This is a genomic window from Halopseudomonas sp. T1L2 (genome assembly GCF_055397385.1).
Window position 1 is genome coordinate 3,537,946 of the sequence record NZ_AP040865.1, and the last position, 21,234, is coordinate 3,559,179.

At 62.5% G+C, this 21,234-nt stretch carries 24 protein-coding genes; 10 read left to right on the forward strand and 14 right to left on the reverse strand.

Translation table 11 applies throughout. The features are described 5' to 3' along the window. Positions 1–39 precede the first annotated feature (39 nt). Positions 40–1,194: a BaiN/RdsA family NAD(P)/FAD-dependent oxidoreductase gene (locus tag ACZ5WQ_RS16680; protein WP_464383662.1), complete on the reverse strand. Its 1,155-nt coding sequence runs from the start codon at positions 1,192–1,194 to the stop codon at positions 40–42. A gap of 174 nt (positions 1,195–1,368) precedes the next feature. On the opposite strand from ACZ5WQ_RS16680, the gene ACZ5WQ_RS16685 reads away from it, so the two are divergent. Continuing rightward, positions 1,369–1,614: a VF530 family protein gene (locus ACZ5WQ_RS16685; protein ID WP_228245472.1), complete on the forward strand. Its 246-nt coding sequence runs from the start codon at positions 1,369–1,371 to the stop codon at positions 1,612–1,614. On the opposite strand, the gene ACZ5WQ_RS16690 is transcribed toward ACZ5WQ_RS16685, so the two are convergent. After that, complete coding sequence (locus tag ACZ5WQ_RS16690; RefSeq protein WP_088274461.1) at positions 1,589–2,032, reverse strand: YqaA family protein; 444 nt, start codon at positions 2,030–2,032, stop codon at positions 1,589–1,591. The two genes, ACZ5WQ_RS16685 and ACZ5WQ_RS16690, sit on opposite strands and share 26 nt — an antisense overlap. A 305-nt stretch (positions 2,033–2,337) precedes the next feature. On the opposite strand from ACZ5WQ_RS16690, the gene ACZ5WQ_RS16695 reads away from it, so the two are divergent. Next, positions 2,338–3,438: an MFS transporter gene (locus tag ACZ5WQ_RS16695; RefSeq protein WP_464383663.1), complete on the forward strand. Its 1,101-nt coding sequence runs from the start codon at positions 2,338–2,340 to the stop codon at positions 3,436–3,438. Between the two features lie 2 nt (positions 3,439–3,440). Here ACZ5WQ_RS16695 and ACZ5WQ_RS16700 read toward each other — a convergent pair whose 3' ends face one another. Genes ACZ5WQ_RS16700 through ACZ5WQ_RS16715 form a run of 4 tightly spaced genes read right to left on the reverse strand, consistent with a single transcriptional unit; the run spans position 3,441 to position 6,716 of the window. After that, positions 3,441–4,061 (reverse strand): glutathione S-transferase family protein, encoded by a 621-nt coding sequence (locus ACZ5WQ_RS16700; protein ID WP_228245470.1) that lies wholly within the window; start codon positions 4,059–4,061, stop codon positions 3,441–3,443. A gap of 59 nt (positions 4,062–4,120) precedes the next feature. Further along, on the reverse strand, positions 4,121–4,894 hold the full coding sequence (locus tag ACZ5WQ_RS16705) for a sulfite exporter TauE/SafE family protein (protein ID WP_269688063.1): 774 nt from the start codon (positions 4,892–4,894) through the stop codon (positions 4,121–4,123). A 59-nt stretch (positions 4,895–4,953) separates the two neighbouring features. Beyond that, positions 4,954–5,757 (reverse strand): metallophosphoesterase family protein, encoded by an 804-nt coding sequence (locus ACZ5WQ_RS16710; RefSeq protein WP_228245468.1) that lies wholly within the window; start codon positions 5,755–5,757, stop codon positions 4,954–4,956. Beyond that, positions 5,754–6,716 carry a diacylglycerol/lipid kinase family protein gene (locus ACZ5WQ_RS16715; RefSeq protein ID WP_228245467.1) on the reverse strand — a complete coding sequence of 321 codons (963 nt, stop codon included), beginning with the start codon at positions 6,714–6,716 and terminating at the stop codon, positions 5,754–5,756. The genes ACZ5WQ_RS16710 and ACZ5WQ_RS16715 overlap by 4 nt, the downstream gene beginning before the upstream one ends. A 198-nt stretch (positions 6,717–6,914) precedes the next feature. On the opposite strand from ACZ5WQ_RS16715, the gene ACZ5WQ_RS16720 reads away from it, so the two are divergent. Continuing rightward, positions 6,915–7,463 (forward strand): cytochrome b, encoded by a 549-nt coding sequence (locus ACZ5WQ_RS16720; RefSeq protein WP_228245466.1) that lies wholly within the window; start codon positions 6,915–6,917, stop codon positions 7,461–7,463. Between the two features lie 63 nt (positions 7,464–7,526). Here ACZ5WQ_RS16720 and ACZ5WQ_RS16725 read toward each other — a convergent pair whose 3' ends face one another. Further along, positions 7,527–8,222: a phosphatase PAP2 family protein gene (locus ACZ5WQ_RS16725; protein ID WP_464382716.1), complete on the reverse strand. Its 696-nt coding sequence runs from the start codon at positions 8,220–8,222 to the stop codon at positions 7,527–7,529. 10 nt (positions 8,223–8,232) lie between these two features. After that, positions 8,233–9,066, reverse strand: a complete 834-nt coding sequence (locus tag ACZ5WQ_RS16730) for a hypothetical protein (RefSeq protein ID WP_088274475.1) — start codon at positions 9,064–9,066, stop codon at positions 8,233–8,235. Positions 9,067–9,272: 206 nt separating this feature from the next. Between ACZ5WQ_RS16730 and ACZ5WQ_RS16735 the strand changes: the two genes are divergently transcribed. After that, positions 9,273–9,812 carry a DUF3087 family protein gene (locus ACZ5WQ_RS16735; protein WP_228245464.1) on the forward strand — a complete coding sequence of 180 codons (540 nt, stop codon included), beginning with the start codon at positions 9,273–9,275 and terminating at the stop codon, positions 9,810–9,812. Here the strand turns inward: ACZ5WQ_RS16735 and ACZ5WQ_RS16740 are convergent. The 3 genes from ACZ5WQ_RS16740 to ACZ5WQ_RS16750 all read right to left on the reverse strand — a co-directional run bounded on the left by ACZ5WQ_RS16740 (position 9,809) and on the right by ACZ5WQ_RS16750 (position 12,748). Further along, on the reverse strand, positions 9,809–10,126 hold the full coding sequence (locus tag ACZ5WQ_RS16740; RefSeq protein WP_228245463.1) for an antibiotic biosynthesis monooxygenase family protein: 318 nt from the start codon (positions 10,124–10,126) through the stop codon (positions 9,809–9,811). The genes ACZ5WQ_RS16735 and ACZ5WQ_RS16740 overlap by 4 nt on opposite strands. A 15-nt stretch (positions 10,127–10,141) precedes the next feature. Then, the gene (locus ACZ5WQ_RS16745) at positions 10,142–10,447 is read right to left on the reverse strand and encodes a DUF2845 domain-containing protein (protein WP_228245462.1); all 306 of its coding nucleotides are present in this window, start codon (positions 10,445–10,447) and stop codon (positions 10,142–10,144) included. A 123-nt stretch (positions 10,448–10,570) separates the two neighbouring features. Then, the gene (locus tag ACZ5WQ_RS16750; protein ID WP_464382717.1) at positions 10,571–12,748 is read right to left on the reverse strand and encodes a malate synthase G; all 2,178 of its coding nucleotides are present in this window, start codon (positions 12,746–12,748) and stop codon (positions 10,571–10,573) included. A gap of 182 nt (positions 12,749–12,930) precedes the next feature. Between ACZ5WQ_RS16750 and bipL the strand changes: the two genes are divergently transcribed. After that, positions 12,931–13,863, forward strand: coding sequence for a phospholipase BipL (bipL, locus tag ACZ5WQ_RS16755; protein ID WP_228245460.1), 933 nt, complete (start codon positions 12,931–12,933; stop codon positions 13,861–13,863). A gap of 10 nt (positions 13,864–13,873) precedes the next feature. Here bipL and ACZ5WQ_RS16760 read toward each other — a convergent pair whose 3' ends face one another. Then, complete coding sequence (locus tag ACZ5WQ_RS16760; protein WP_464382718.1) at positions 13,874–14,620, reverse strand: DUF2059 domain-containing protein; 747 nt, start codon at positions 14,618–14,620, stop codon at positions 13,874–13,876. Between the two features lie 166 nt (positions 14,621–14,786). Between ACZ5WQ_RS16760 and ACZ5WQ_RS16765 the strand changes: the two genes are divergently transcribed. Continuing rightward, on the forward strand, positions 14,787–15,422 hold the full coding sequence (locus ACZ5WQ_RS16765; RefSeq protein ID WP_228245458.1) for a 2OG-Fe(II) oxygenase: 636 nt from the start codon (positions 14,787–14,789) through the stop codon (positions 15,420–15,422). Between the two features lie 33 nt (positions 15,423–15,455). Continuing rightward, positions 15,456–15,935 (forward strand): 2-thiouracil desulfurase family protein, encoded by a 480-nt coding sequence (locus ACZ5WQ_RS16770; RefSeq protein WP_233048973.1) that lies wholly within the window; start codon positions 15,456–15,458, stop codon positions 15,933–15,935. 64 nt (positions 15,936–15,999) lie between these two features. On the opposite strand, the gene serA is transcribed toward ACZ5WQ_RS16770, so the two are convergent. Then, complete coding sequence (serA, locus tag ACZ5WQ_RS16775) at positions 16,000–17,229, reverse strand: phosphoglycerate dehydrogenase (RefSeq protein ID WP_228245566.1); 1,230 nt, start codon at positions 17,227–17,229, stop codon at positions 16,000–16,002. Positions 17,230–17,410: 181 nt separating this feature from the next. On the opposite strand from serA, the gene ACZ5WQ_RS16780 reads away from it, so the two are divergent. From ACZ5WQ_RS16780 to ACZ5WQ_RS16790, 3 genes are all read left to right on the forward strand, one after another. Next, entirely contained in the window at positions 17,411–18,802 is a 1,392-nt protein-coding gene (locus tag ACZ5WQ_RS16780; protein WP_088274491.1) for an FAD-binding oxidoreductase, read from the forward strand. An 85-nt stretch (positions 18,803–18,887) separates the two neighbouring features. Next, the gene (locus ACZ5WQ_RS16785) at positions 18,888–19,556 is read left to right on the forward strand and encodes a fumarylacetoacetate hydrolase family protein (protein ID WP_338213123.1); all 669 of its coding nucleotides are present in this window, start codon (positions 18,888–18,890) and stop codon (positions 19,554–19,556) included. Positions 19,557–19,612: 56 nt separating this feature from the next. Further along, on the forward strand, positions 19,613–20,506 hold the full coding sequence (locus tag ACZ5WQ_RS16790; RefSeq protein ID WP_464382719.1) for an SdiA-regulated domain-containing protein: 894 nt from the start codon (positions 19,613–19,615) through the stop codon (positions 20,504–20,506). Positions 20,507–20,515: 9 nt separating this feature from the next. Here ACZ5WQ_RS16790 and rpiA read toward each other — a convergent pair whose 3' ends face one another. Then, positions 20,516–21,190, reverse strand: a complete 675-nt coding sequence (gene rpiA, locus ACZ5WQ_RS16795; RefSeq protein ID WP_285677451.1) for a ribose-5-phosphate isomerase RpiA — start codon at positions 21,188–21,190, stop codon at positions 20,516–20,518. Positions 21,191–21,234: the final 44 nt, after the last annotated feature.

Genomic DNA, 21,234 nt, shown 5'->3' on the forward strand with positions numbered 1-21,234 from the left:
CGGGTTAGGTTTGCCGTGGCCACTGGGCCATGGACCGATTCAGGCGAATTGACCCGCGGTGTAGCCGGATGACCATGCCCACTGGAAGTTGAAGCCGCCGAGATGGCCGCTGACGTCGATCACCTCGCCTATGAAGAACAGCCCGGGACAGTGTTTGGCTTCCATGGTCTTGGAACTGACGTCGTCGGTGCTGACGCCACCGAGGGTAACCTCGGCGGTGCGATAGCCTTCTGTGCCGGAGGGCTTGAGCTGCCAGCTGTTGAGCTTCGCCCCGATCTCGCGCAGCTGTCGATCCGGCATTTCGGCCAGCGCTGTATCGTCGTCGGCCGGCCACCAGAGCGCCTGCAATTCGGCTACCAGCGACTTGGCCAGATGGATGGCCAGACGGGTTTTCAGCCGGCTGCGTGGTTGCTGCTGTTTTTCCTCGAGCAGCCAGGCTGTGGCATCGAGGCCGGGCAGCAGGTCGACACTGAGGGGGTCGCCCGCCTGCCAGTAGTTGGATATCTGCAGCATGGCCGGGCCGCTCAGACCGCGATGGGTAAACAGCATGGCCTCACTGAAGTGCTGGCCGTTGCAGCTGACCTCGACATCCAGCGCCAGGCCGGCCAGCCGCTCGCAGATCGGCTTGAGCTGGTCGCTGAAGGTGAAGGGCACCAGCCCGGCGTGGCGCGGGACCAGTTTGAGGCCGAACTGCTCGGCCAGCTGATAGCCAATGCCGCTGCCGCCGAGTGTCGGGATCGACAGACCACCGGTGGCCACCACCAGCGACTGGCAGCGCAGTGTGCCGGGGCGGCCCTGCTGTTCGACGCTGAGGACGAAGCCGCCATCCTCTGCCCGGGCTACGGTGCTCAACTCGCAGTGGGTACGAATTTCCACGCCGGCCTGCAGACATTCGTTCTCCAGCATGGCGAGAATCGGCTTGGCCGAGTCACGGCAGAACAACTGCTGGTGTTTGCGCTCTTCATAGTCGATGGCGTAGCGGCCGACCATGGAGATGAAGTCCCACTGGTTGTAGCGCTTGAGGGCTGATTTACAGAAGTGCGGGTTGGCGGAGATGAAGTTGTCTGCCTCGACACTGTAGTTGGTGAAGTTGCAGCGCCCGCCACCGGACATCAGGATTTTCTTGCCGATGCGGTTGGCGCGCTCGAGTACCAGCACCCGGCGGCCACGCTGGCCTGCGGTGGCGGCGCACATCAGGCCCGAGGCGCCGGCGCCGAGTACGATTACGTCAAAGTCGAAAGCGGGCTGGGGCACGTTGAACTATCCGCAAGGGCAGGGTGGCTGGAAACGGCGAATTCTAGCATTGTTGGGGTGTCTGCGCCGGGCTGGCGTAGAATGGCGGTTTATCCCGTTATCGAGGCTTGTCGCATGTCTTCCAGTGTCCCGCCGGACCACCGCAATGCTGATCCGCTGCACGGCGTTACTCTCAAGGTGCTGCTGCAGTGGCTGGTTGATCGCTATGGCTGGGACGAGTTGGGGCGGCGGATACCGATCAACTGCTTTGTGCACGAGCCCAGTCTGAACTCCAGTCTGAAATTTCTGCGGCGCACCCCGTGGGCGCGCGAGAAGGTAGAGGCGCTGTATATTGCTAGTCTGCCAGCCAGCCGAGAGTAACGCCTGCCAGAATCAGGTAACGCCCGCCCTTGGCGACCAGTACGATCAGGGTGAAGCGCCAGAGGGGTTCGCGCATGACCCCGGCGACGATGGTCAAAGGGTCGCCGATGAAGGGCGCCCAGCTCAGCAGCAGTGACCAGAAGCCCCAGCGATGATAGGCCTGCTGGGTGCGATGCAGACGCTCGGGTGTCAGCGGGAACCAGCGCCGTTTCTGGAAGTGTTCGATATAGCGCCCCAGCCACCAGTTGATCATGGCGCCCAGCAGGTTGCCGGCGGTCGCCACCATCAGCGTCAGGGTCAGGTCGTAGCGCTCGGTCAGCAGCATGCCGACCAGCACCACCTCGGACTGCAACGGCAGCAGGGTGGCGGCACCCAGTGCGGCCAGGAACAGCCCTGCATACCCGCTAAGTTCCCACATCTATTCGTCTCGACTGCGGTGTTGGCCTGCATGATAACCCGCGTAGCCGATATTGCCTGAGTTGACCTGAATTTCAGCGCTTTGTTCTGAATTTCCAGAAAAGCCGAAGTATGCCTTCACGCGCCTGGGCAAAACGTGAATAATTCCCCGCCCCGATCTTCTACCGTGCCGGAGTTTCCTTGTCAGAGCTGTCTGCCGACCTGTCGTCGGCGTCTTCAGATACCCCCCATCGTTCCCTTTCCTGGCTGGTACTGCTTGCCCTGGCTGTCGGAGGCTTCGGTATCGGTACCGGTGAATTTGTGATCATGGGCCTGATGCCGACCATGGCCGCGGATCTGGGTGTCAGCGAGCCGCAGGTCGGGCACGTCATCAGTGCCTACGCTCTGGGCGTGGTCGTCGGTGCGCCTATTCTGGCTGTGCTGGGTGCTCGCCTGTACCGGCGACACCTGCTTTTGCTGCTCATGGGGTTCTTTGCCCTTGGTAATGCTGCGACGGCGCTGGCGCCGGGGTATCACTCGCTGATACTTGCCCGTTTCGTTACCGGCCTTCCGCACGGCGCCTATTTCGGAGTTGCGGCGCTGGTGGCCGCGTCAATGGTGCCATCGCACAAGCGTGCGGCGGCGGTCAGCCAGGTAATGCTCGGGCTGACCATCGCGATTCTGATCGGCAATCCTCTGGCAACCCTGATGGGCCAGTCGATTGACTGGCGTTATGCCTTTGTCGCTGTGGCGCTCATTGCGCTGCTGACCGTGCTGCTGGTTGCCTGGGTTCTGCCGCTGGATCGCAGCGAGCATCGCAGCAACCCATTGACCGAACTGCAGGCGTTTCGGCGCATTCAGGTCTGGTACGCGCTGGGTATCGGTGCAATCGGTTTTGCCGGCATGTTCTGCGTGTTCAGTTATCTTGCGGTAACCCTGCTGGAGGTCACCCGGGTATCGCCGCTGGTGGTACCGGTAGCGGTGGCGACCTTCGGTGCAGGCACCCTTGCCGGCAATCTGCTGGGCGGCTGGCTGTTCGAGCGTCTGCAGTTCAGGGCCGTTGCTGTGGTGCTGATCTGGAGTGTGCTGGTGCTGCTGTTCTTTCCGTTTGCCGTACAGACGCTGTGGAGCGCGCTGCTGGCAGCCTTTCTGGTCGGCACCATGGTTGCCCTGTCGCCGCCCCTGCAGACCCGCTTGATGGATGTGGCGGCCGATGCCCAGACCCTGGCAGCGGCCTCGCACCATGCGGCGTTCAATGTGGCCAATGCCCTTGGCCCCTGGCTGGGCGGAGTGGCGATCAGCGCCGGTCTGGGCTGGACGGTGACCGGCTATGTCGGTGCCGTCACGGCAGCACTGGGCATGCTGCTGTTTCTGCTCGCCTGGCGGCACCAGCGCCAGCACCCGGAGGACATGCGTCCCGGGAGCTGATCTCAGGCCTCGCCGATGTTTGCGTCGTTGAAGGCGTTGGCGCGCTCTGCTGCCGGGCGCGCGAAGGCGGCGGCAACGTAGTCGGCAAAGCCGGGGCGTTCGGGGACGATCCCCTCCTGCATGGCCCAGCCCAGCTGGGATGACAGATACAGATCGGCGGCGGTGAAGTTGTCGCCGCACAGCCAGGGGCCGCCGAGCATCACCTGTTGCAGGGTATCGAGGGTGTCTTCGAAGCTGCCGAAGCCGACCATGCGCGCGCGCTCCGGTGGAACTTCCCAACCCAGCTTGCGGGCGGTAATGGCCTGTTCCAGCGGGCCGGCTGCAAAAAAGAACCAGCGCAGATAGGCGGCACGGCGCGGATCGTCGACCGGCGGTGCCAGCCGGTGCCGCGGGAAACGGTCGGCAAGGTAGGCGCAGATGGCCGGGCACTCGGTAATCAGCAGGTCTCCGTGCATCAGGGCGGGTACCTTGCCCATCGGGTTAATCACACGATAGGCGTCGCCTTTCATCTCATCGCCGTAACGAATCCAGACCGTTTCGTAGGAAACCTGCAGCTCCTCGAGCATCCAGTGCACCATCCGGCCGCGCGACTGCGGATTGCTGTAAAGGGTGAGTCCATGCATGGGTGGTTCTCCATTACCGCTCATTCAGTGTCTTGCAAGCATAGTCGCTGTTTGTCGGGTCACCAGTCCAGCACTACCTTGAGCAGGCCGATGCTGCTGACGGCCAGCAGAGTCAGGCCCAGTACGCGGAAGAAGCGGCCGCCGCTGTCTGCCAGCATACGGTTGTGGAAGCGCAGGCCAATCAGGTGGCCGACTGTTACACAGGGCAGCAGCCAGAGATGATGAATCAGTTGCAGGTCTACTCCGGCCCAGACGAAGGCGGCCATCTTGATGGCAACCAGCACGAACCAGAGTACGAACAGGGTGTCGCGCAGCTTTTCCCGGGCAACATGCTGCGCCGCAACGGCGATGATCAGGGGCGCGCCGATCAGCGAAGTGCCGCTGATATAGCCACCCAGCATCAGAAACAGGGTATCAACCAATCGGCTGTTACTGCGAAACGGCCGGTTGAGAATGTAGGAGATCGCGTAGCCGGAGACGATGACGAAGATGATCATGCTCATCACGTCGGCCGGCAGGGTCAGCAGGCCGAACACGCCGATCAGCTTGGGCACCATCATCACTGTCAGCATGTGGCCGAGATAGCGCCAGTCGACCGTGCCGCCGCCAGCCGGGCGCGACGCCGCGCGGTTGTTGAGAAAGACCGTGAGCGACGAGAACAGCAGCAGATGTGCGGCGATCAGCGGCAGGAATACCAGCGGATCGTCGTGTACCAGCAGTAGAAACGGCAGTGACAGTACGGCCCCGCCGAAGCCCAGCCCGGACCGGACAAAGCCACTCCAGACGAAGATCAGGCCGATCAGCAGATACTGCGTCAGGGTCAGATCAGTCATGGCAGCGTCTCCGGGTCAGTGTGGCGCGATAGTGTACCCGAGCGCGCTGGCGCGGTGGTTCAGCGATTGCGGTCGAGCGTCAGATCGGTGTGGCTGTAGAGGCGGAAATCGCCGCTGGTTTCGGCATAGTCCCAGCGTTCGACAGCGCAGTGGTGAAACAGGCCGTCGGTGCTGTGTTCGATCAGGTTGACCGAGTTGGGTATGTTGCCCCGCACCCGGGACGACAGGGCGGTGCCGGCTTGGGCGGTCCAGGCTTGCCGTTGACCATGGCCGTTCAGCGGTCGCACATAGGGCAGGTGGATGTGGCCGGCCAGCAGCAGGTCCATCCCGGCATCAATCCAGCGCGGCACGATCCGCTCGTGATTGATTAGCAGATTGGCCTTGTCCGACGCTTCAATGGCTCGTACCGGATGGTGCTGGATAACGATGCGTAACTGGTCGCTGCGCGCACTTCGCAGCAGGCGTGAGACCCGCTCGATCTGACGCTCGCTGAGTTCACCGTTCTTGTGGCGCTGCGGGCGGGTGGAGTTGACGCCGATGACCAGCAGTCGACTGCTCTCGTACACCGGCTCCAGTTCGTTGCTGATGTGGTTGCGGTAGTGACCGTAGGGGTTGAACAGTCGGCCGACCAGATTGAACAGCGGCAGATCATGGTTGCCCGGCACCGAGAGTACCGGGGCCGGCAGTTGATCGGCAAAGGCCCTGGCGCGGCGGAACTGCTCGGCGCGCGCGCGCTGGGTGATGTCGCCGGTGAGCAGCGTGAGGTCCGGCCGTCGTTCCGCCGCGAAGGCGAGCAGGGCGGCCATGACCTCTGGCTGCTCGGTGCCGAAATGCGGGTCGGACAGGTGCAGTAACCGGATCATGCGTACTCCCGCAGATGCTGATCGCGGGGCACCAGCAGCGGCAGTCGATGGCCTGCTACCTGGAATAACAGCGGCGAATGCATCCAGCTGATCTCGCCGTCCATGGCTACCTTGACCCGACGACCCCGCTTGCCAAGGCGCACGCGCATCTGCCGGAAGCCGAAGCTGCTGACTTGCTCTGCATCACCGAGCCGGCTTAGCAGACCACGCAACAGCAGGCCGTAAAGTGCCAGCGTCCCCATTGGTCGGGCGGTCATGGCGACCAGATTGCCGTTGTCGAGCGCTTCACGCTGGGCAATGCCCACGTGCTCAAGCTGCAGCGCGTTGTTGCCGACCACGATGGTCTGGGTGCGGAAGCGTTTCAGCTGGCCCGCAGTCTCCAGTTGTACGCTGAACTGGCGATGAGCCCTGAGCAGGGTTGCCAGAGCGGCCCAGAATGCGACCAGGCGGCTGCGACCGTAGCGTTGCTTCCAGGCCTCGCGATCCTCGAGTAATGCGGGGTAGAGGCCAAGGCTGGCATTGACCAAAAATACCTGGCCGTTGAGCAGGCCGACCTGGACCGGCTCGATTATCGCGTCCAGCAGGCAGCGGCAGGCCTGCTCGGTATTCTGTGGAATGCCATAGCGGCGACCGAAATAGTTGAATGTGCCTTGCGGCAGGATGCCGAACGGGACATCGCTGCCCAGCACCGCGTTGCTGACGGCATTGAGTGTGCCATCGCCTCCTGCGGCGATCACCGCGCCCTGGTGCCGGCGTGCCTGTTCCAATGCGATTCGGGTCTTGTCGGCCAGCTCGCTGCCTTTGCCCGCCTCGAGCAGGGTAAAGGTGCGGCCTGCCTGAGTAAGGACGCGTTCTATGGTCTGACGCACGGTCTCGCCGTCGTGGCGACCGGAGCTGGCGTTGAGCACGATGAACAGCGGGGCCTCGGCGGGTAAGGGCTGTCCGGCGGATAGGGGCATGCGGTACCTCGCGGCTGCGTGTGTATCGGATACGGGTGACGCAGATCCTGGCTGGTTTCGGTTTTAGTCAGGCGGTTGTCGCCGAAGGTTCCATCCGTGTTGTTCGCGCCGAGCGCTGTGTCGCGGCTCTTAAGGCTGGATTAAGACTCGCTCCCTAAACTACAGCCACTCTCCACTTCGGCTCAGGGATTTGTGATCATGTCGGCGTCTACCCAGCGGTACCACTCACTCAACGTATCATTGCACTGGCTCATGCTGCTGCTGATTGCAGCGGTGTATGCATGCATTGAACTTCGTACCAATTTTCCCAAGGGCAGCGATCCGCGCGAGCTGCTCAAGCACTGGCACTTCGCTCTCGGCATGGCGGTGTTTGTGCTGGTCTGGTTGCGCCTGATCGGGCGGTGGCTGTTTCCTGCCCCGACCATTACGCCAACGCCGCCGGCCTGGCAGCGTGCGCTGGCGAGCGCCATGCACTGGGCGTTGTACGGTTTGATGATCGGCCTGCCGTTGATTGGCTGGCTTATTCTCAGTGCCGGCGACAAGACCCGGATTTTCAGTTGGTTGACCTTGCCGTCACTGGTCGCGCCTGACCGTGCGCTGGCAGGGCAGCTGAAGGAAGTGCATGAATGGCTGGGCATCGCCGGCTACTGGCTGATCGGTCTGCACGCCGCCGCTGGGATTGCCCATCACTACGTGCTGCGCGACAACACGCTGGTGCGCATGCTGCCGGGGCGCCGCGCCAACTGAGTGCCGCAACTGGTTGTTGAAAGGGTGTCAGGCGCCGGGGCTCGCGAGCTCCGGCGTCGGTGTTCATGCCGGCTGGCGACAGCCTGGCAGCCGGCTCAACAGCAGCGGTAACGCCAGCCCGGCGCAGGCTCCGGCCAAGACGTCGCTTGGCCAGTGCACGCCCAGTGTCAGCCGCGACAGCCCGACCAGCAGCAGCCAGCTCAGGCCGAGCGTCACCCATAGCGAGCGCTGTCGGGGGTGCCGACGGGCCAGCACAATGACCAGCGCACCGGCGCAGGCGGCGGTGCCCAGTGTATGGCCGCTGGGAAAGCTGTAGGTGCTTAATGCTGCGGTGTCCCACAGCTCCGGCCGCGGGCGGGCAATCAGCAGCTTGCTGATGACCACCAGCAGGGCGCCGCCCAGTCCGGACAGCGCCAGCAGCAGGGCATTGGCAAGGTCGCGCCGGACCAGCATGCCGATCACCCAGCAGCTGATCAGTATCGTCAGGAACAGTGCCGAACCGGTGTGCGTTGCAAACGCCAGTAACTGCGACAGCGCGGAGGGAGTGTGTTGACCGACCTGAAGCAGCAGGGCCCGGTCGGCACCTGCTGTTGCGTCGTTGCTCACCAGAGCGGTCAGCGTGGCTGCAATCATCAACAGGGCGAGCGGGCCCAGCAGCAGGTGGCGTGGCAGTGGAGCGCTGGCCGTCGACATCCGGCTGGCGTACAGCAAGCCGAGCGCGACTGCGGTGCTCAACAAAAGCAGCGGCAGCGGCTGCATGGCAGCGTCCTCAGAACGTATAAGTGCCGGGCTGCGGCTCCAGAGCCGGCGGTACCGGCGGCTTGACTGTCGGTTCCGGTACGGGGCTGGGGGCGGGTGGTGTCAGCGGCCTGGGAGCCTCGACCTTGACGTGCTCGGCCAGCGTTGCCTGCCAAAGGGTCTCAAACTTGCCGACAAAGTCTCTGAAGCTGTTGCGCTCTGCCAGTTGGCGAGCGTTATCGATAGCCGCCTCGGAATTCCACATGCTGGCGCGTTGGGACTCGCGCGCAGTGGATTCGGCGGTGCCGTAGATGAAGCCGGTTCTCACATCAACCAGCAGTGCGGACGTGGTTGCGCTGACGAACGCTTCCTTGTTCGGCAGAAAACCCAGGGTCACCGCCGACAGCGGACCGAGCGAGGTGCTTTCGACGTTGAAGCGTGTATCCAGAGTGTAGATCAGCAACATATCGGCCTTCAGGCGGGCGGCCCCCAGGCGCAGATCCTTGATGGTATTGAGCTCCTGCGGCAGGATCAGGCGGGTGATTGGCGCCACTGCGGCAACATTGTCCAAGGCGGCGATGCGCTGCACATCTTCTTCGCTCTCGACGTCGCGGGTGGTCACCACACTGAAGCTGCCGGTGCCGTAGCTGTCGGCGGTCAGCGAGCGGTAGCCGGAAGACTGCACGCGGACCATGGCCAGTCGTGCGGGGAATTGCGCTGCGGGCTCCAGCGCCATCAGCTCGACGATATCGTCATCGCCAAGCGTAGACATGTTTACCCCGGCCGCCGGTGTGGTGTAGGTGGCGCAGCCTTGCACAATGGCGAGGCCAAGGGCGAGCAGGGACACAAGAATACGTCGATTCATCGGCGTAGCGGTTCCTCGGAATAAGGGTGGGCGGTCCCGCGCGGCAGCCTTGTGGCAGCGGGGCCTGCGAACCGCGCATGGTATCGCGTTGAGCGCAGGGCAACAATCGGCGACAGAATCTTTCTCGGCTTTGCGGCCGCCTGCTGCGCGATGCCGGGGCGAGCACGTACACTGTGGGTCTTTGCATGCATCAGGGGTGGTAACCAGTGAGCGAGCTTTTTCGTATCGAACAGCGTGATCCCGAAACTTTCAGAAGGCAGACCCGGCGCAGCACGCTGATTGTCGTGGTGCTCTTTGCTCTGCTCGGCATGGCACTGCCGGCGCTGCTGATCGGCCTGTTCGGCAGCGCCGATGGCAGCAACTTTGGCCTGAATCTGACCGGTGTGCTGCTGGCGGCAGCGATCACCGCGACCCTGGTCCGTACCGTGTTTCTCAAACAATCCTGGATGGACGCTGCGGCTTACGGCTGGCGCCTGAAGCGCGCCCTGATGCGGGTGACCAACCAGATGCATCAGGTCAAGGACGCGGTGAAGGCGGGTGACGAGCAGGCGATGCTGCTGCTGCGCTTCTACCACCTTGGTCTGCAGCAGATGCACCACCTTGATGGCAACACCAGCGACATGCTGGAGCTGGTGGCCGAGCGCGAGCAGTTGCGTGAGGCGCTGGTCGAGCGTGGCCTCGCGGAGGATCAGATGGTGCTGCGCAGTGAATGGCTGGAGCATCTTGCCGGCCGCACCAAGGGCTAGCCGGCTTTCGGCGGCATAACTACCCATTCGGGTTCGTCAAACTCCCCGACGAAGCGAATCTCGCAGCAGTCTGCAGCGCTGCGGATAATCTCCGCGACGGCCGGGTCAGGCGTGCCTTCCATCGCATCCCGCGCGGCCTTGCTCTCCCAGTGGGCTATGGCAATCAGCTTGGCCGGGTCGCTCAGGCTGCGATGCAGTTCGGTGCCCAGGGCGCCGGGAGCCTGCTGAATCAGGCTGCTGGCGCGCACCCAGGCATCGGCGTAGTCCTCGGGCTGAAAGCCCGGCTTTATCGTCACCTCGAAGATGTATTTCATCGCTGGCTCCCGGAGTCAGTGCCGGCTGCTGTCGATATTCACCAGCCGCCCATCAATAAAGCGCAAGCGCCGGACCATGCCGTTGTCGGGGCCATAGGTCCAGAGGTCGATCGTGACGCTGCCTTCGGTCGGATAGCCATCCGGATCGATCTGACGCGGCGTGTGCTCGCGTTGATCGGGCTCGCCGCACAGTGCCAATACGTCATCCTGCGAGTCACCGGTCTCGACGATGCCGTTATCGCAGCGCAGTGAGGCGGCCTGTGCGGTGGATGTGGCGCTGACCACGGTCAGCAGGGTCAGTAGTAGCAGTCGGCCGTGCATTGGTTGCTCTCCCTTGGAGCAGGACGCTTGATGTTTCCATCATGCCTGTGTCATTTGCACAGGTCGAACGTCAGGCACAAAAAAGCCCGGCGCGATGGCCGGGCTTCTTGCTTGCTGCGGGTCTTACAGGCCGAACTTGGCCTTGAACTCACGGCGACGGCGGTGCAGGACTGGCTCGGTGTAGCCGTTCGGCTGCTTGGTGCCTTCAACGCACAGTTCAACGGCGGCCTGGAAGGCAACGCTGTCGTCAAAGTTCGGCGCCATCGGCTTGTAGGCCGGGTCGCTTTCGTTCTGACGGTCAACCACTGCGGCCATGCGCTTCATGGTTTCCATGACCTGCTCCTCGGTGCAGATGCCGTGGCGCAGCCAGTTGGCGATGTGCTGGCTGGAGATACGCAGGGTTGCGCGGTCTTCCATCAGGCCCACGTCGTTGATGTCCGGTACCTTGGAGCAGCCGACGCCCTGATCGATCCAGCGTACAACGTAGCCGAGGATGCCCTGGGCGTTGTTGTCCAGTTCCTGCTGGATTTCCTCGGCGGACCAGTTGGTGTTCGGCGCCAGCGGAATGGTCAGAATGTCGTCAACGGAGGCCGGAGTGCGCTTGGCCAGCTCTTCCTGGCGCTCGGCGACGTTCACCTTGTGGTAGTGCAGGGCATGCAGGGTAGCGGCGGTCGGGGACGGAACCCAGGCGGTGTTGGCGCCGGCCATCGGGTGACCGATCTTCTGCTCCAGCATGGCAGCCATCAGGTCGGGCATGGCCCACATGCCTTTACCGATTTGCGCACGACCTTTCAGGCCGGTGGCCAGACCGATGTCGACGTTGTTGTTCTCGTAGGCACCGATCCAGACTGCGCCCTTGATTTCGCCCTTGCGGATGAACGCGCCGGCTTCCATGGAAGTGTGGATCTCGTCACCGGTGCGGTCGAGGAAGCCGGTGTTGATGAACACAACGCGCTCGCTGGCGGCCTTGATGCAGGCTTTCAGGTTGACGGTGGTGCGACGCTCTTCGTCCATGATGCCGACTTTCAGGGTGTTGCGCGGCAGGCCCAGCATGTCTTCAACGCGGCCGAACAGCTCGGTGGTGAACGCCACCTCTTCCGGACCGTGCATCTTCGGCTTAACGATGTAGACCGAACCGGTGCGGGTGTTCTTGCGGCTGGTGTTGCCGTTCAGGTTGTGCATGGCGATCAGGCTGGTGACCGCTGCGTCCATGATGCCTTCCGGCACTTCGTTGCCGTCCTGGTCCAGGATCGCGTCGTTGGTCATCAGGTGGCCGACGTTGCGAACGAACAGCAGGGAGCGACCGTGCAGGGTCAGGGTGGTGCCGTCGGCCTTGGTGTATTCGCGGTCCGGGTTCATGGTGCGGGTGAAGGTGCTGCCGCCCTTGTTGACGGACTCGGCCAGGTCACCTTTCATCAGGCCCAGCCAGTTGCTGTAGACAACGGTCTTGTCGTCGGCATCAACGGCGGCGACGGAGTCTTCGCAGTCCATGATGGTGGTCAGCGCAGATTCCATCAGCACGTCTTTGACGCCGGCAGCGTCGGTCTGGCCGACGTTGCTGGTCGCATCGATCTGGATTTCGAAGTGCAGGCCGTTGTGCTTGAGCAGGACGGCAGTCGGCGCCGCAGCGTCGCCCTGGAAGGCGATAAACTGGGCGGCGTCTTTCAGGCCGGTGGTGCTGCCGTCTTTCAGGCTAACGCTCAGCTGGCCGTCCTTGACGGTGTAGCTGGTGGAGTCAACGTGGGAACCATTGGCCAGCGGTGCTGCCTCATCAAGGAAGGCGCGGGCGAAGGCGATAACCTTGTTGCCACGGATTTCGTTGTAACCCGGGCCCTTGGTGGCGCCGCCTTGTTCAGAGATCGCGTCGGTACCGTACAATGCATCGTACAGCGAGCCCCAGCGTGCGTTGGCAGCGTTCAGGGCGAAACGGGCGTTCATCACCGGCACAACCAGCTGCGGGCCGGCCATGGTGGCGATCTCCTCGTCAACGTTCTGGGTGGTGGCCTGGAAGTCAGCGGGTTCGGGCAGCAGGTAGCCGATTTCCTGCAGGAAGGCTTTGTATTCGGCAGCATTGTGGGGCTGACCGGCGCGTGCCTGGTGCCATGCATCGATCTTCGCCTGGAAGTCGTCGCGCTTGGCCAGCAGTGCCTTGTTCTTGGGAGCCAGGTCCTTGATCAGCGCTTCGACACCGGCCCAGAAGGCGTTGGCCTCGACACCGGTACCGGGAATGGCACGCTCGTTGATAAAGTCGTGGAGAACCTTGGCTACTTGCAAACTGCCAACTTGGACGCGATCTGTCATGTTACACCCTCACTGTGCTGACAACCTGCGCGCTACGCGCATCAGGACGTGGAAATTGGAGACGCGGTATGTTACACGATGATGTGTTGCAAAGCATGCCCGACAGGCGCAAATGTCCCGGGCCTGCGGCAGATCAGGGCGTGACCCGTGGGTCTGCTTCCCCCCAGCTGACTGGATACCGAATGGATCAGGCTTTTTTCTCATCCCTCGCTGAACGCCTCCCGGCACTTGACCCGGGGTTGGCGACGGACGAGGCGGCCCGCCGTTACGCTGGCTATTACGGCATCGATTTTCGTGACCGGGCTGAACAACACCTGGGCCGAATCGATGTCGATGGCTTCAGCGTGGCCACTCAGATATGGAAGCCGCCTGTGGCACGCGGCACCTTGCTGATCCTGCATGGCTACTACGATCACATGGGGCTTTACCGCCATCTGATTGAGTGGGCACTGGAGCAGCATTACGCGGTGCTGGCGTTCGATTTGCCGGGGCATGGCCTGTCCAGTGGCGAACGGGCCAGTATCGACTGTTTTTTGCGTTACCAGAAAGTGCTTGATGGCGTACTGGAGCAGGCGCTGCGCTGGAAGCTGCCGGCGCCCTGGCACATGCTCGGGCAAAGCACCGGTGGCGCGATTCTGATCGACCGCCTGCTGCATGGACCGCTGCCGGCGGAGCTGGGGCAGACGGTGCTGATGGCGCCGCTGGTCCGTCCGAAACAGTGGGCCTTTTCGCAAATGGGGTTGAAGCTGTTTGGCGGTTTTGTCCAGCAGCTCAGTCGGCGTTTCACCGACAACTCCACCGATCAGGCGTTTCTCGATTTCATTCGCAGCCAGGACCCGTTGCAGCCGCAGGTGTTGCCGGTAGCCTGGGTGCAGGCTCTGGAGCGCTGGATTCCGCGCATCGAGTCAGCGGCCTCGGTCGCCCATCGGCCGCTGATCATTCAGGGCCAGGAAGACGGCACGGTCGACTGGCAGCACAATCTGCAGGTGCTGGAGAGCAAGTTCACCCGCCCGGACACCTTCTACTTGCCGACGGCGCGCCACCACCTGGCCAACGAGCACCAGACGTTGCGCCAGCAGTACCTGGACTGGCTGGCGCCGCGGCTGGCAGGTTAAGTCGCCTGGCTTAGGGGGTCAGTGCATCGCGCGCGGCGGCGCTGGCGGCCTGGAAAAAGGCGCGGCCCGCATCGGACTCGCTCCAGTCGGCGTAGCGCCCCAGTTGCTGATCCGTCAGGTCACGGTAGACGTAGGCCAGGGTCTGCGGCAGGTTGGGTTCCATCTGGGCGCGCAGTGTGCCGCGGCGCTGGTCCGCCAGCCCGTCGGGAATGGTCAGCAGGCCGCCCAGCATATCGTTCGCACTTTGGGTCGCCAGACTGGCGAGCGCGAGCGATACTTCCTCGCCCATGTCCAGTGCCGGAAGCTGTTTGCCAAGCCGATTCAGCAGTGCTGCCCGCTGTGCGCTCGGGTTCTGCGCAGGCAAGCCGGCCTGCATCCGGCTGACCTCGGCGGGGGAGGTGGCGCGGGTTTCGGCGGCAGTGATCAACCGGCCAAGATCGCTGCGGTAGAACCGCAGGGCTTCGCTCAGCTGCTGGTCTGACAGATTGACGGATAGGCTCGCCATGGCGCGCGCTTCCATGCGGTCCGGTGCAAAACGTTCGCTGCTTTTGCGCATCAGGCTGTCGGCCAGTGCTGCGGGCAGCTGGGCAGCGTACCGGCTGCTAGCCTTGCTCAAGGCCTGCTGGAAGTGTTCCTGATGTGTTTTCATGCCGGAAGCCTGGTACAACTGGTGGGTTTCTGCCTGAACCGAGAGGCCAAGGCAGACAAGTCCGGCGAAGAGTGCGCCCTGTGCGGCGCGGAGCAATGTTTGGGGCATGATTTTCTCTGGATTGGCGGTGCGCAAAATTGCTTGCCTGTTGGGGGTGATCACCTAAAATGCGGGTCTCGTTGCTGCGCACGGTAGCAGATGTTCTTCTCCTGCCGCGTACCAGCCCTCCGCCAACAGCGACGAGTAGACGTCCCTCCCTTTGAGTAGTGTCACTATGTCCGAGTTCCCGTTGGTACCGGCCTCACGTTATGCGTGCGTGGCTGATGAGTTGGCCGAGCGTGGCTGGTCCGTGCAGGAGCAGTTTCTGCCCGAATCGCTGGCGCAGGCGCTGGAGCGAGACTGCCGAAGTCTCTGGCAGCAGGATGACCTCACGCCCGCAGCCATCGGCCGCGGTGACAGTCAGTTGGTCGTGCCAGGTATTCGCGGTGACTACACCCGTTGGCTGGATGAGTGCCCGCCAACGGCAGCCGGTCGAGCGTACATGGCGCTGATGGACGGGCTGCGTGAAGCGCTCAACCGCAGCCTGTTTCTCGGGCTCGATACCTTTGAAACCCACTATGCGCTATATCCGCCCGGGGCCGGCTATCAGCGCCATCTCGATCGTTTTCAGGACAGCCCGCTGCGCACCATATCGGTGGTAGCCTATCTGAACTCGGTATGGCAGCCGGGCGATGGCGGTGAGCTGCGGCTGTTTCTGGCGGATGGCGAGCGCGATGTTGCCCCGCGGGCCGGCACCGTGGTGATTTTTACCAGTGCCGATGTCGAGCATGAAGTGCTGGCGTCGCGCTTTGAGCGCGCCAGCCTGACCGGCTGGTTCCGCCGTCGGCCGGATAACCCGCTGCTGCGCTGATCGCTCCATCGCGCAGCCACTCTGGGAGTACGCATGGAGAGGATTCTGGTCAGTGCCTGCCTGCTGGGTCAGCGGGTACGTTATGACGGTGGCGGTTTTGATCCGTTGCAGCAATTGCTGGAGTGGCAGGCGCAGGGGCGACTGGTCGTGGTGTGCCCGGAAGTCGCCGGAGGCCTGCCGACGCCACGCCCGCCTGCCGAAATTCCCGGTGGGCAGGGCGCAGAGGTGCTGGCCGGACGGTTGCCGGTGCATACCGATCAGGGCGAGGATGTCACCGCGCCCTTTGTTCGCGGCGCCGAGCAGGCGCTGGCGCTGGTGCGCAGGCACGGTATCCGTTACGCGCTGCTCAAGGCACGGAGCCCGTCCTGCGGTAATGTCGAAACCTATGATGGCAGCTTCAGCGGCGTGCGCGTGTCGGGTGAGGGCGTGGCCGCGGCGGCGTTGCGACAGGCGGGTGTGCGGGTTTTCAACGAAGAGCAGCTTGCTGATCTGGCTGCGCTGCTTCAGAGCTAGAGGGCGCGCATAAAACGAAAAAGGCGCAACCGAGGTTGCGCCTTTTGGCGTTGCAGCGAGCTGCTTAGAACAGCACGCGAACGCGGATGGTGCCCTTGACCTGCTGGATCTTCTCAAGAGCCAGATCGGAGTACTCGGCATCGACGTCGATGACGACGTAGCCAACCTTCTCGTTGGTCTGCAGGAACTGACCGCAGATGTTGATGCCGTTGGCAGCGAACACCTGGTTGATCTCGCTCATGACGCCCGGCACGTTCTCGTGGATGTGCAGCAGGCGGTGTTTGCCCGGATGTGACGGCAGAGCGACTTCCGGGAAGTTGACCGAGGTAATGGAGGTACCGTTGTCGCTGTAGCGAACCAGCTTCTCGGCGACTTCCAGACCGATGTTGGCCTGAGCTTCCATGGTCGAGCCACCGATGTGCGGGGTCAGGATGCAGTTCTGGAACTCGCGCAGCGGGCTGACGAACTCTTCACCGTTGGCACGCGGCTCAACCGGGAATACGTCGATGGCAGCGCCGTTCAGGTGCTTGTCGCGCAGCGCTGCAGCCAGTGCGTCGATATCGACCACGGTGCCGCGAGCGGCGTTGATCAGAATGCCGCCCTTCTTCATGGTGCGGATTTCCTTCTCGCCGATCATCCACTTGGTGGCGGCGGTTTCCGGCACGTGCAGGGTGACGATGTCGGCCTCTGCCAGCAGCTCGTTCAGCGAACCTACCTGGGTGGCGTTGCCCAGCGGCAGCTTGGTGACGACGTCGTAGAACAGCACCTGCATGCCAAGGCTTTCGGCCAGAACCGACAGCTGGGTACCGATCGAGCCGTAACCGATGATGCCGAGCTTCTTGCCGCGGATCTCATAGGAGCCGGTAGCGCTCTTGATCCAGCCGCCTTCGTGGCAGGAGGCATTTTTCTCGGGAATCCCGCGCAGCAGCAGAATGGCTTCGGCCAGCACCAGTTCGGCAACCGAACGGGTGTTGGAGTACGGCGCGTTGAATACCGCTACGCCCTGACGCATGGCGGCGTCGAGATCAACCTGGTTGGTACCGATGCAGAAGCAGCCGACCGCGACCAGCTTGTTGGCGTGGCTGAAGATCTCTTCAGTCAGCTGGGTGCGGGAACGGATGCCGATGAAGTGAGCGTCGGCAATGGATTCTTTCAGCTGCTCTTCCGGCAGCGAACCCGTGTGGTACTCGATGTTGGTATAGCCAGCGGCGTTCAGAGTATCGACCGCAGTCTGGTGTACGCCCTCGAGGAGCAGAAACTTGATCTTGCTTTTGTCCAGCGAGGTTTTGGCCATGGTCATGGTGCAGTTACCCAAAATGCTGATGAAGGAAGGCCGAGCAACCCGTCTGCCCCGGAATGCGACGGAGGGGTCCTGTTTCGGAAGTCGCGTATGCTAGCATAATCTGCCTTTTTTGATGCCTGGCTGCGCATGAAATGTGTTCAGGCGCTGCATGAATTCCCTTTGAGAGCTCGCCATGACCCCAGACGCTGTGATTGCAACCCTCAAGACGCTGGTTGATCCGGACAAGGTGCGGACCGACGCCGAATCCCTCGACAATTGGGGTAAGGACTGGACCAAGCACTTTGCTCCGGCTCCGCTGGCGATTGTGTTTCCAAAGACCGTTGAGCAGGTGCAGGCGATTGTGCGCTTTGCCAACGAACAGAAGCTGGCGCTGGTGCCCTCCGGCGGCCGTACCGGCCTGTCGGCGGCGGCGGTGGCTGCCAACGGCGAGATCGTGGTGTCGTTTGACTACATGAATCAGATTGGCGAGTTCAACGCTTACGACCGCACCGTGGTCTGCCAGCCGGGCGTGGTGACCGCGCAGCTGCAGCAGTTTGCCGAGGAAAAGGGGCTGTACTACCCGGTGGACTTCGCTTCCGCCGGTTCCAGCCAGATTGGCGGCAATATCGGCACCAATGCCGGCGGTATCAAGGTAATTCGCTATGGTATGACCCGCAACTGGGTGGCCGGCCTGAAGGTCGTCACCGGTACCGGCGAGCTGCTGGAGCTGAACCGTGACCTGATCAAGAACGCCACCGGCTACGATCTGCGTCAGCTGTTTATCGGCGCTGAAGGTACGCTGGGCTTTGTGGTTGAGGCGACCATGCGTCTGGAACGTGCGCCGAAGAATCTGACTGCGATGGTGCTGGGTACGCCGGATTTCGATTCCATCATGCCGGTGCTGCACGCGTTTCAGGACAAGCTGGATCTGACGGCCTTCGAGTTCTTCTCCGACAAGGCGATGGCCAAGATCATGGGCCGTGGCGATGTGCCCGCGCCGTTCGAAACCGAGTGCCCGTTCTACGCGCTGCTGGAGTTCGAAGCGATCAGCGAGGACATTGCCAACGACGCGCTGGCGACCTTCGAGCACTGTGTGGAGCAGGGCTGGGTGCTCGATGGCGTGATGAGCCAGAGCCAGCAGCAGCTGGAAAATCTGTGGAAGCTGCGCGAGTTCATCTCGGAAACCATCTCCCACTGGACGCCTTACAAGAACGACATCTCGGTGACCGTCGGCAAGGTGCCGGCCTTCCTGCATGACATCGACAATATCGTTGGCGAGCATTACCCGGATTTCGAGATCGTCTGGTTCGGCCACATCGGTGACGGCAACCTGCACCTGAATATCCTCAAGCCCGAGAATCTGTCCAAGGACGAGTTCTTCGCCAAGTGTGCGACGGTTAACAAGTGGGTGTTCGAGATCGTCGAGAAGTACAACGGCTCGATCTCTGCCGAGCACGGCGTCGGCATGACCAAGCGCGACTATCTGACCTACAGCCGCAGCCCGGAGGAAATCGCTGTGATGAAAGCAATCAAGGCCGTGTTCGACCCCAACGGCATCATGAACCCCGGCAAGATATTCAACTGACAGCTTCAAGCTTCAAGCTTCAAGCTTCAAGCTTCAAGCTTCAAGCTTCAAGCGGCAAGCAAAGGCAAAAGCGGGAGCAGGGTATATGACCTACCAGCATCAGTATGTAGACGGCAGTGTGATTGATCTGCCAATGGGCAAGGTGGTGTGTGTCGGTCGCAACTACGCCGAGCATGCCCGCGAGCTGAACAACCCGGTACCGACCGAGCCGCTGCTGTTCATCAAGCCGGCGACCTCGGTGGTGCCGATGACGCCGCCGATCAAGCTGGTGCAGGGGCGCGGCCCGGTGCATTACGAGACGGAGATTGCGCTGCTGATCGGTGCGCCGCTGAGCGGTCTGGTCAGCGAGGAAGAAGCCGAGGCGGCGATCATTGGCGTGGGCCTGGCACTGGATCTGACTCTGCGTGAGCTGCAGGATCAGCTGAAGGCCAAGAGTCACCCTTGGGAGCGCGCCAAGGCGTTTGACGGCGCCTGCCCGCTGTCGCCATTCGTGCCCAAGGCCCAGGCGGGTGATCTGCACGCGCTGTCTCTGCAGCTGGACATCAATGGCGAGCGCCGGCAGCAGGGTAGCGCAGCGGAAATGATTACGCCGATTGTGGCGCTGGTGCGGCATATCGCGAACCAGTTCAGTCTGCTGCCGGGCGACGTTGTTATCACCGGTACCCCGGCTGGTGTTGGCGTACTCAACCCCGGTGATGAGCTGACCCTGGCCATTGCCGGTAAGCTGCAGGTGCAGACACGCATCGCCGAATGAACCTATGGCACCGGCAGCGGTCTGACGCTGCGCCGTTCCGCTGTCGGAAGCCAAATATGAAGAAGTTTTTGCTTGCCGTGGTCCTTTTGCTGCTGGGTGCTGCAGCGGGTATTCATTATCTTCATCTTGATGCCATCTGGTGGCATAGCTGGCGGATGCATCAGGCTCCTCCTCATGTCGATTCGCTGGAGCTCGATCACTACCGGGCCGATATCCAGGCTCAGCCTATTCAAGGGCTGGACGACGATGTTTCTGCGCTGACCTTCAATCCTGAAACGGGAACGCTGTTTGCGGTGCTTAATGGCGAGCCGCTGCTGGTCGAGTTGTCGACGGACGGTCAGTTGCTGCGTAAGGTGCGGATCAACGGGGTGGTGGACATGGAGGGGTTGACCCATGTCGTCGATGACCGCTTTGTGATTGCTGAAGAGCGGACCCAGCGTCTGATCGAGATCGAGGTGCCCAGCGGAGCTGAGCAGATTGATGTGGCTGGCGCACCCAGCCTGGTGATCGGTCTCGACCTTAACGGCAACAAGGGGTTTGAGGGCCTGTCCTGGGATGCGCGTCAACGCCGCCTGCTGGTGGTCAAGGAGCGTGATCCGCTAAGGGTGTTGGCGGTAACCGGCTTCGTTGGAGCCGAGCCTGGAGCGGTCATCAGCGTGCACATCACCGAGTTGAAACCCCCGGACTCGCCGCGGCTGTTTATGCGTGATCTGTCTTCGCTGAGTCTGCATGATGAAACCGGCCATCTGCTGTTGCTGAGCGATCAGTCCAACATGGTGGTTGAGTATGACGAAGAGGGGCATCCGCGCAGCCTGCTTGGCCTCTGGAGAGGTATGGGCGGCCTGCAGCAAACGGTGCCGCAGGCGGAGGGGCTGGCGATAGATCGGCAGCGGCGGCTGTATATGGTCAGCGAGCCGAATCTGTTCTATCGCTTCGTACCCGGCCAGTAGCGCAGCGGTTCAGCTGCGCTCGATAGTACGCACGCCCTGTGGTGTCCCCAGCAGCAGCACGTCAGCCGGACGGGCGGCGAACAGGCCGTTGCAGACCACCCCGACGATGGCGTTGAGGTCGGCTTCCAGCTGCTTCGGGTTGACAATCGACATGTTGTAGACGTCGAGGATGACGTTGCCGTTGTCGGTCACGCAGCCTTCACGGTAAACCGGATCGCCGCCGAGCTTGACGATCTCGCGGGCCACGTGGCTGCGCGCCATCGGGATGACTTCGACCGGCAGCGGGAACTCGCCCAGCACCGGCACCAGTTTGCTTTCGTCAGCGATGCAGATAAAGGTTTTGGCTACGGCGGCGACAATTTTTTCACGGGTCAGGGCGGCGCCACCGCCCTTGATCAGTTCGAGGTTTTCGTTGCTTTCGTCGGCGCCGTCAACATAGAAGTCCAGCTGCGGCACGCTGTTCAGATCGTAGACTGCGATGCCGTGGCCTTTCAGACGCTCGGCGGTGGCTTCGGAGCTGGCGACGGCGCCGTCAAACGCCAGTTTGTGCTTGGCCAGGGCGTCGATGAAGCAGTTGGCGGTGGAGCCGGTACCCACCCCGACGATGCTGTTGGCATCCAGATGTGGCAGCAGGCGCTCAACGGCGGCCTGTCCTACCGCCTGTTTCATTTCGTCCTGGGTCATCTCGGCTCCTCATCGTTGGCTGGGCAAAGAGTGCGATTATACGG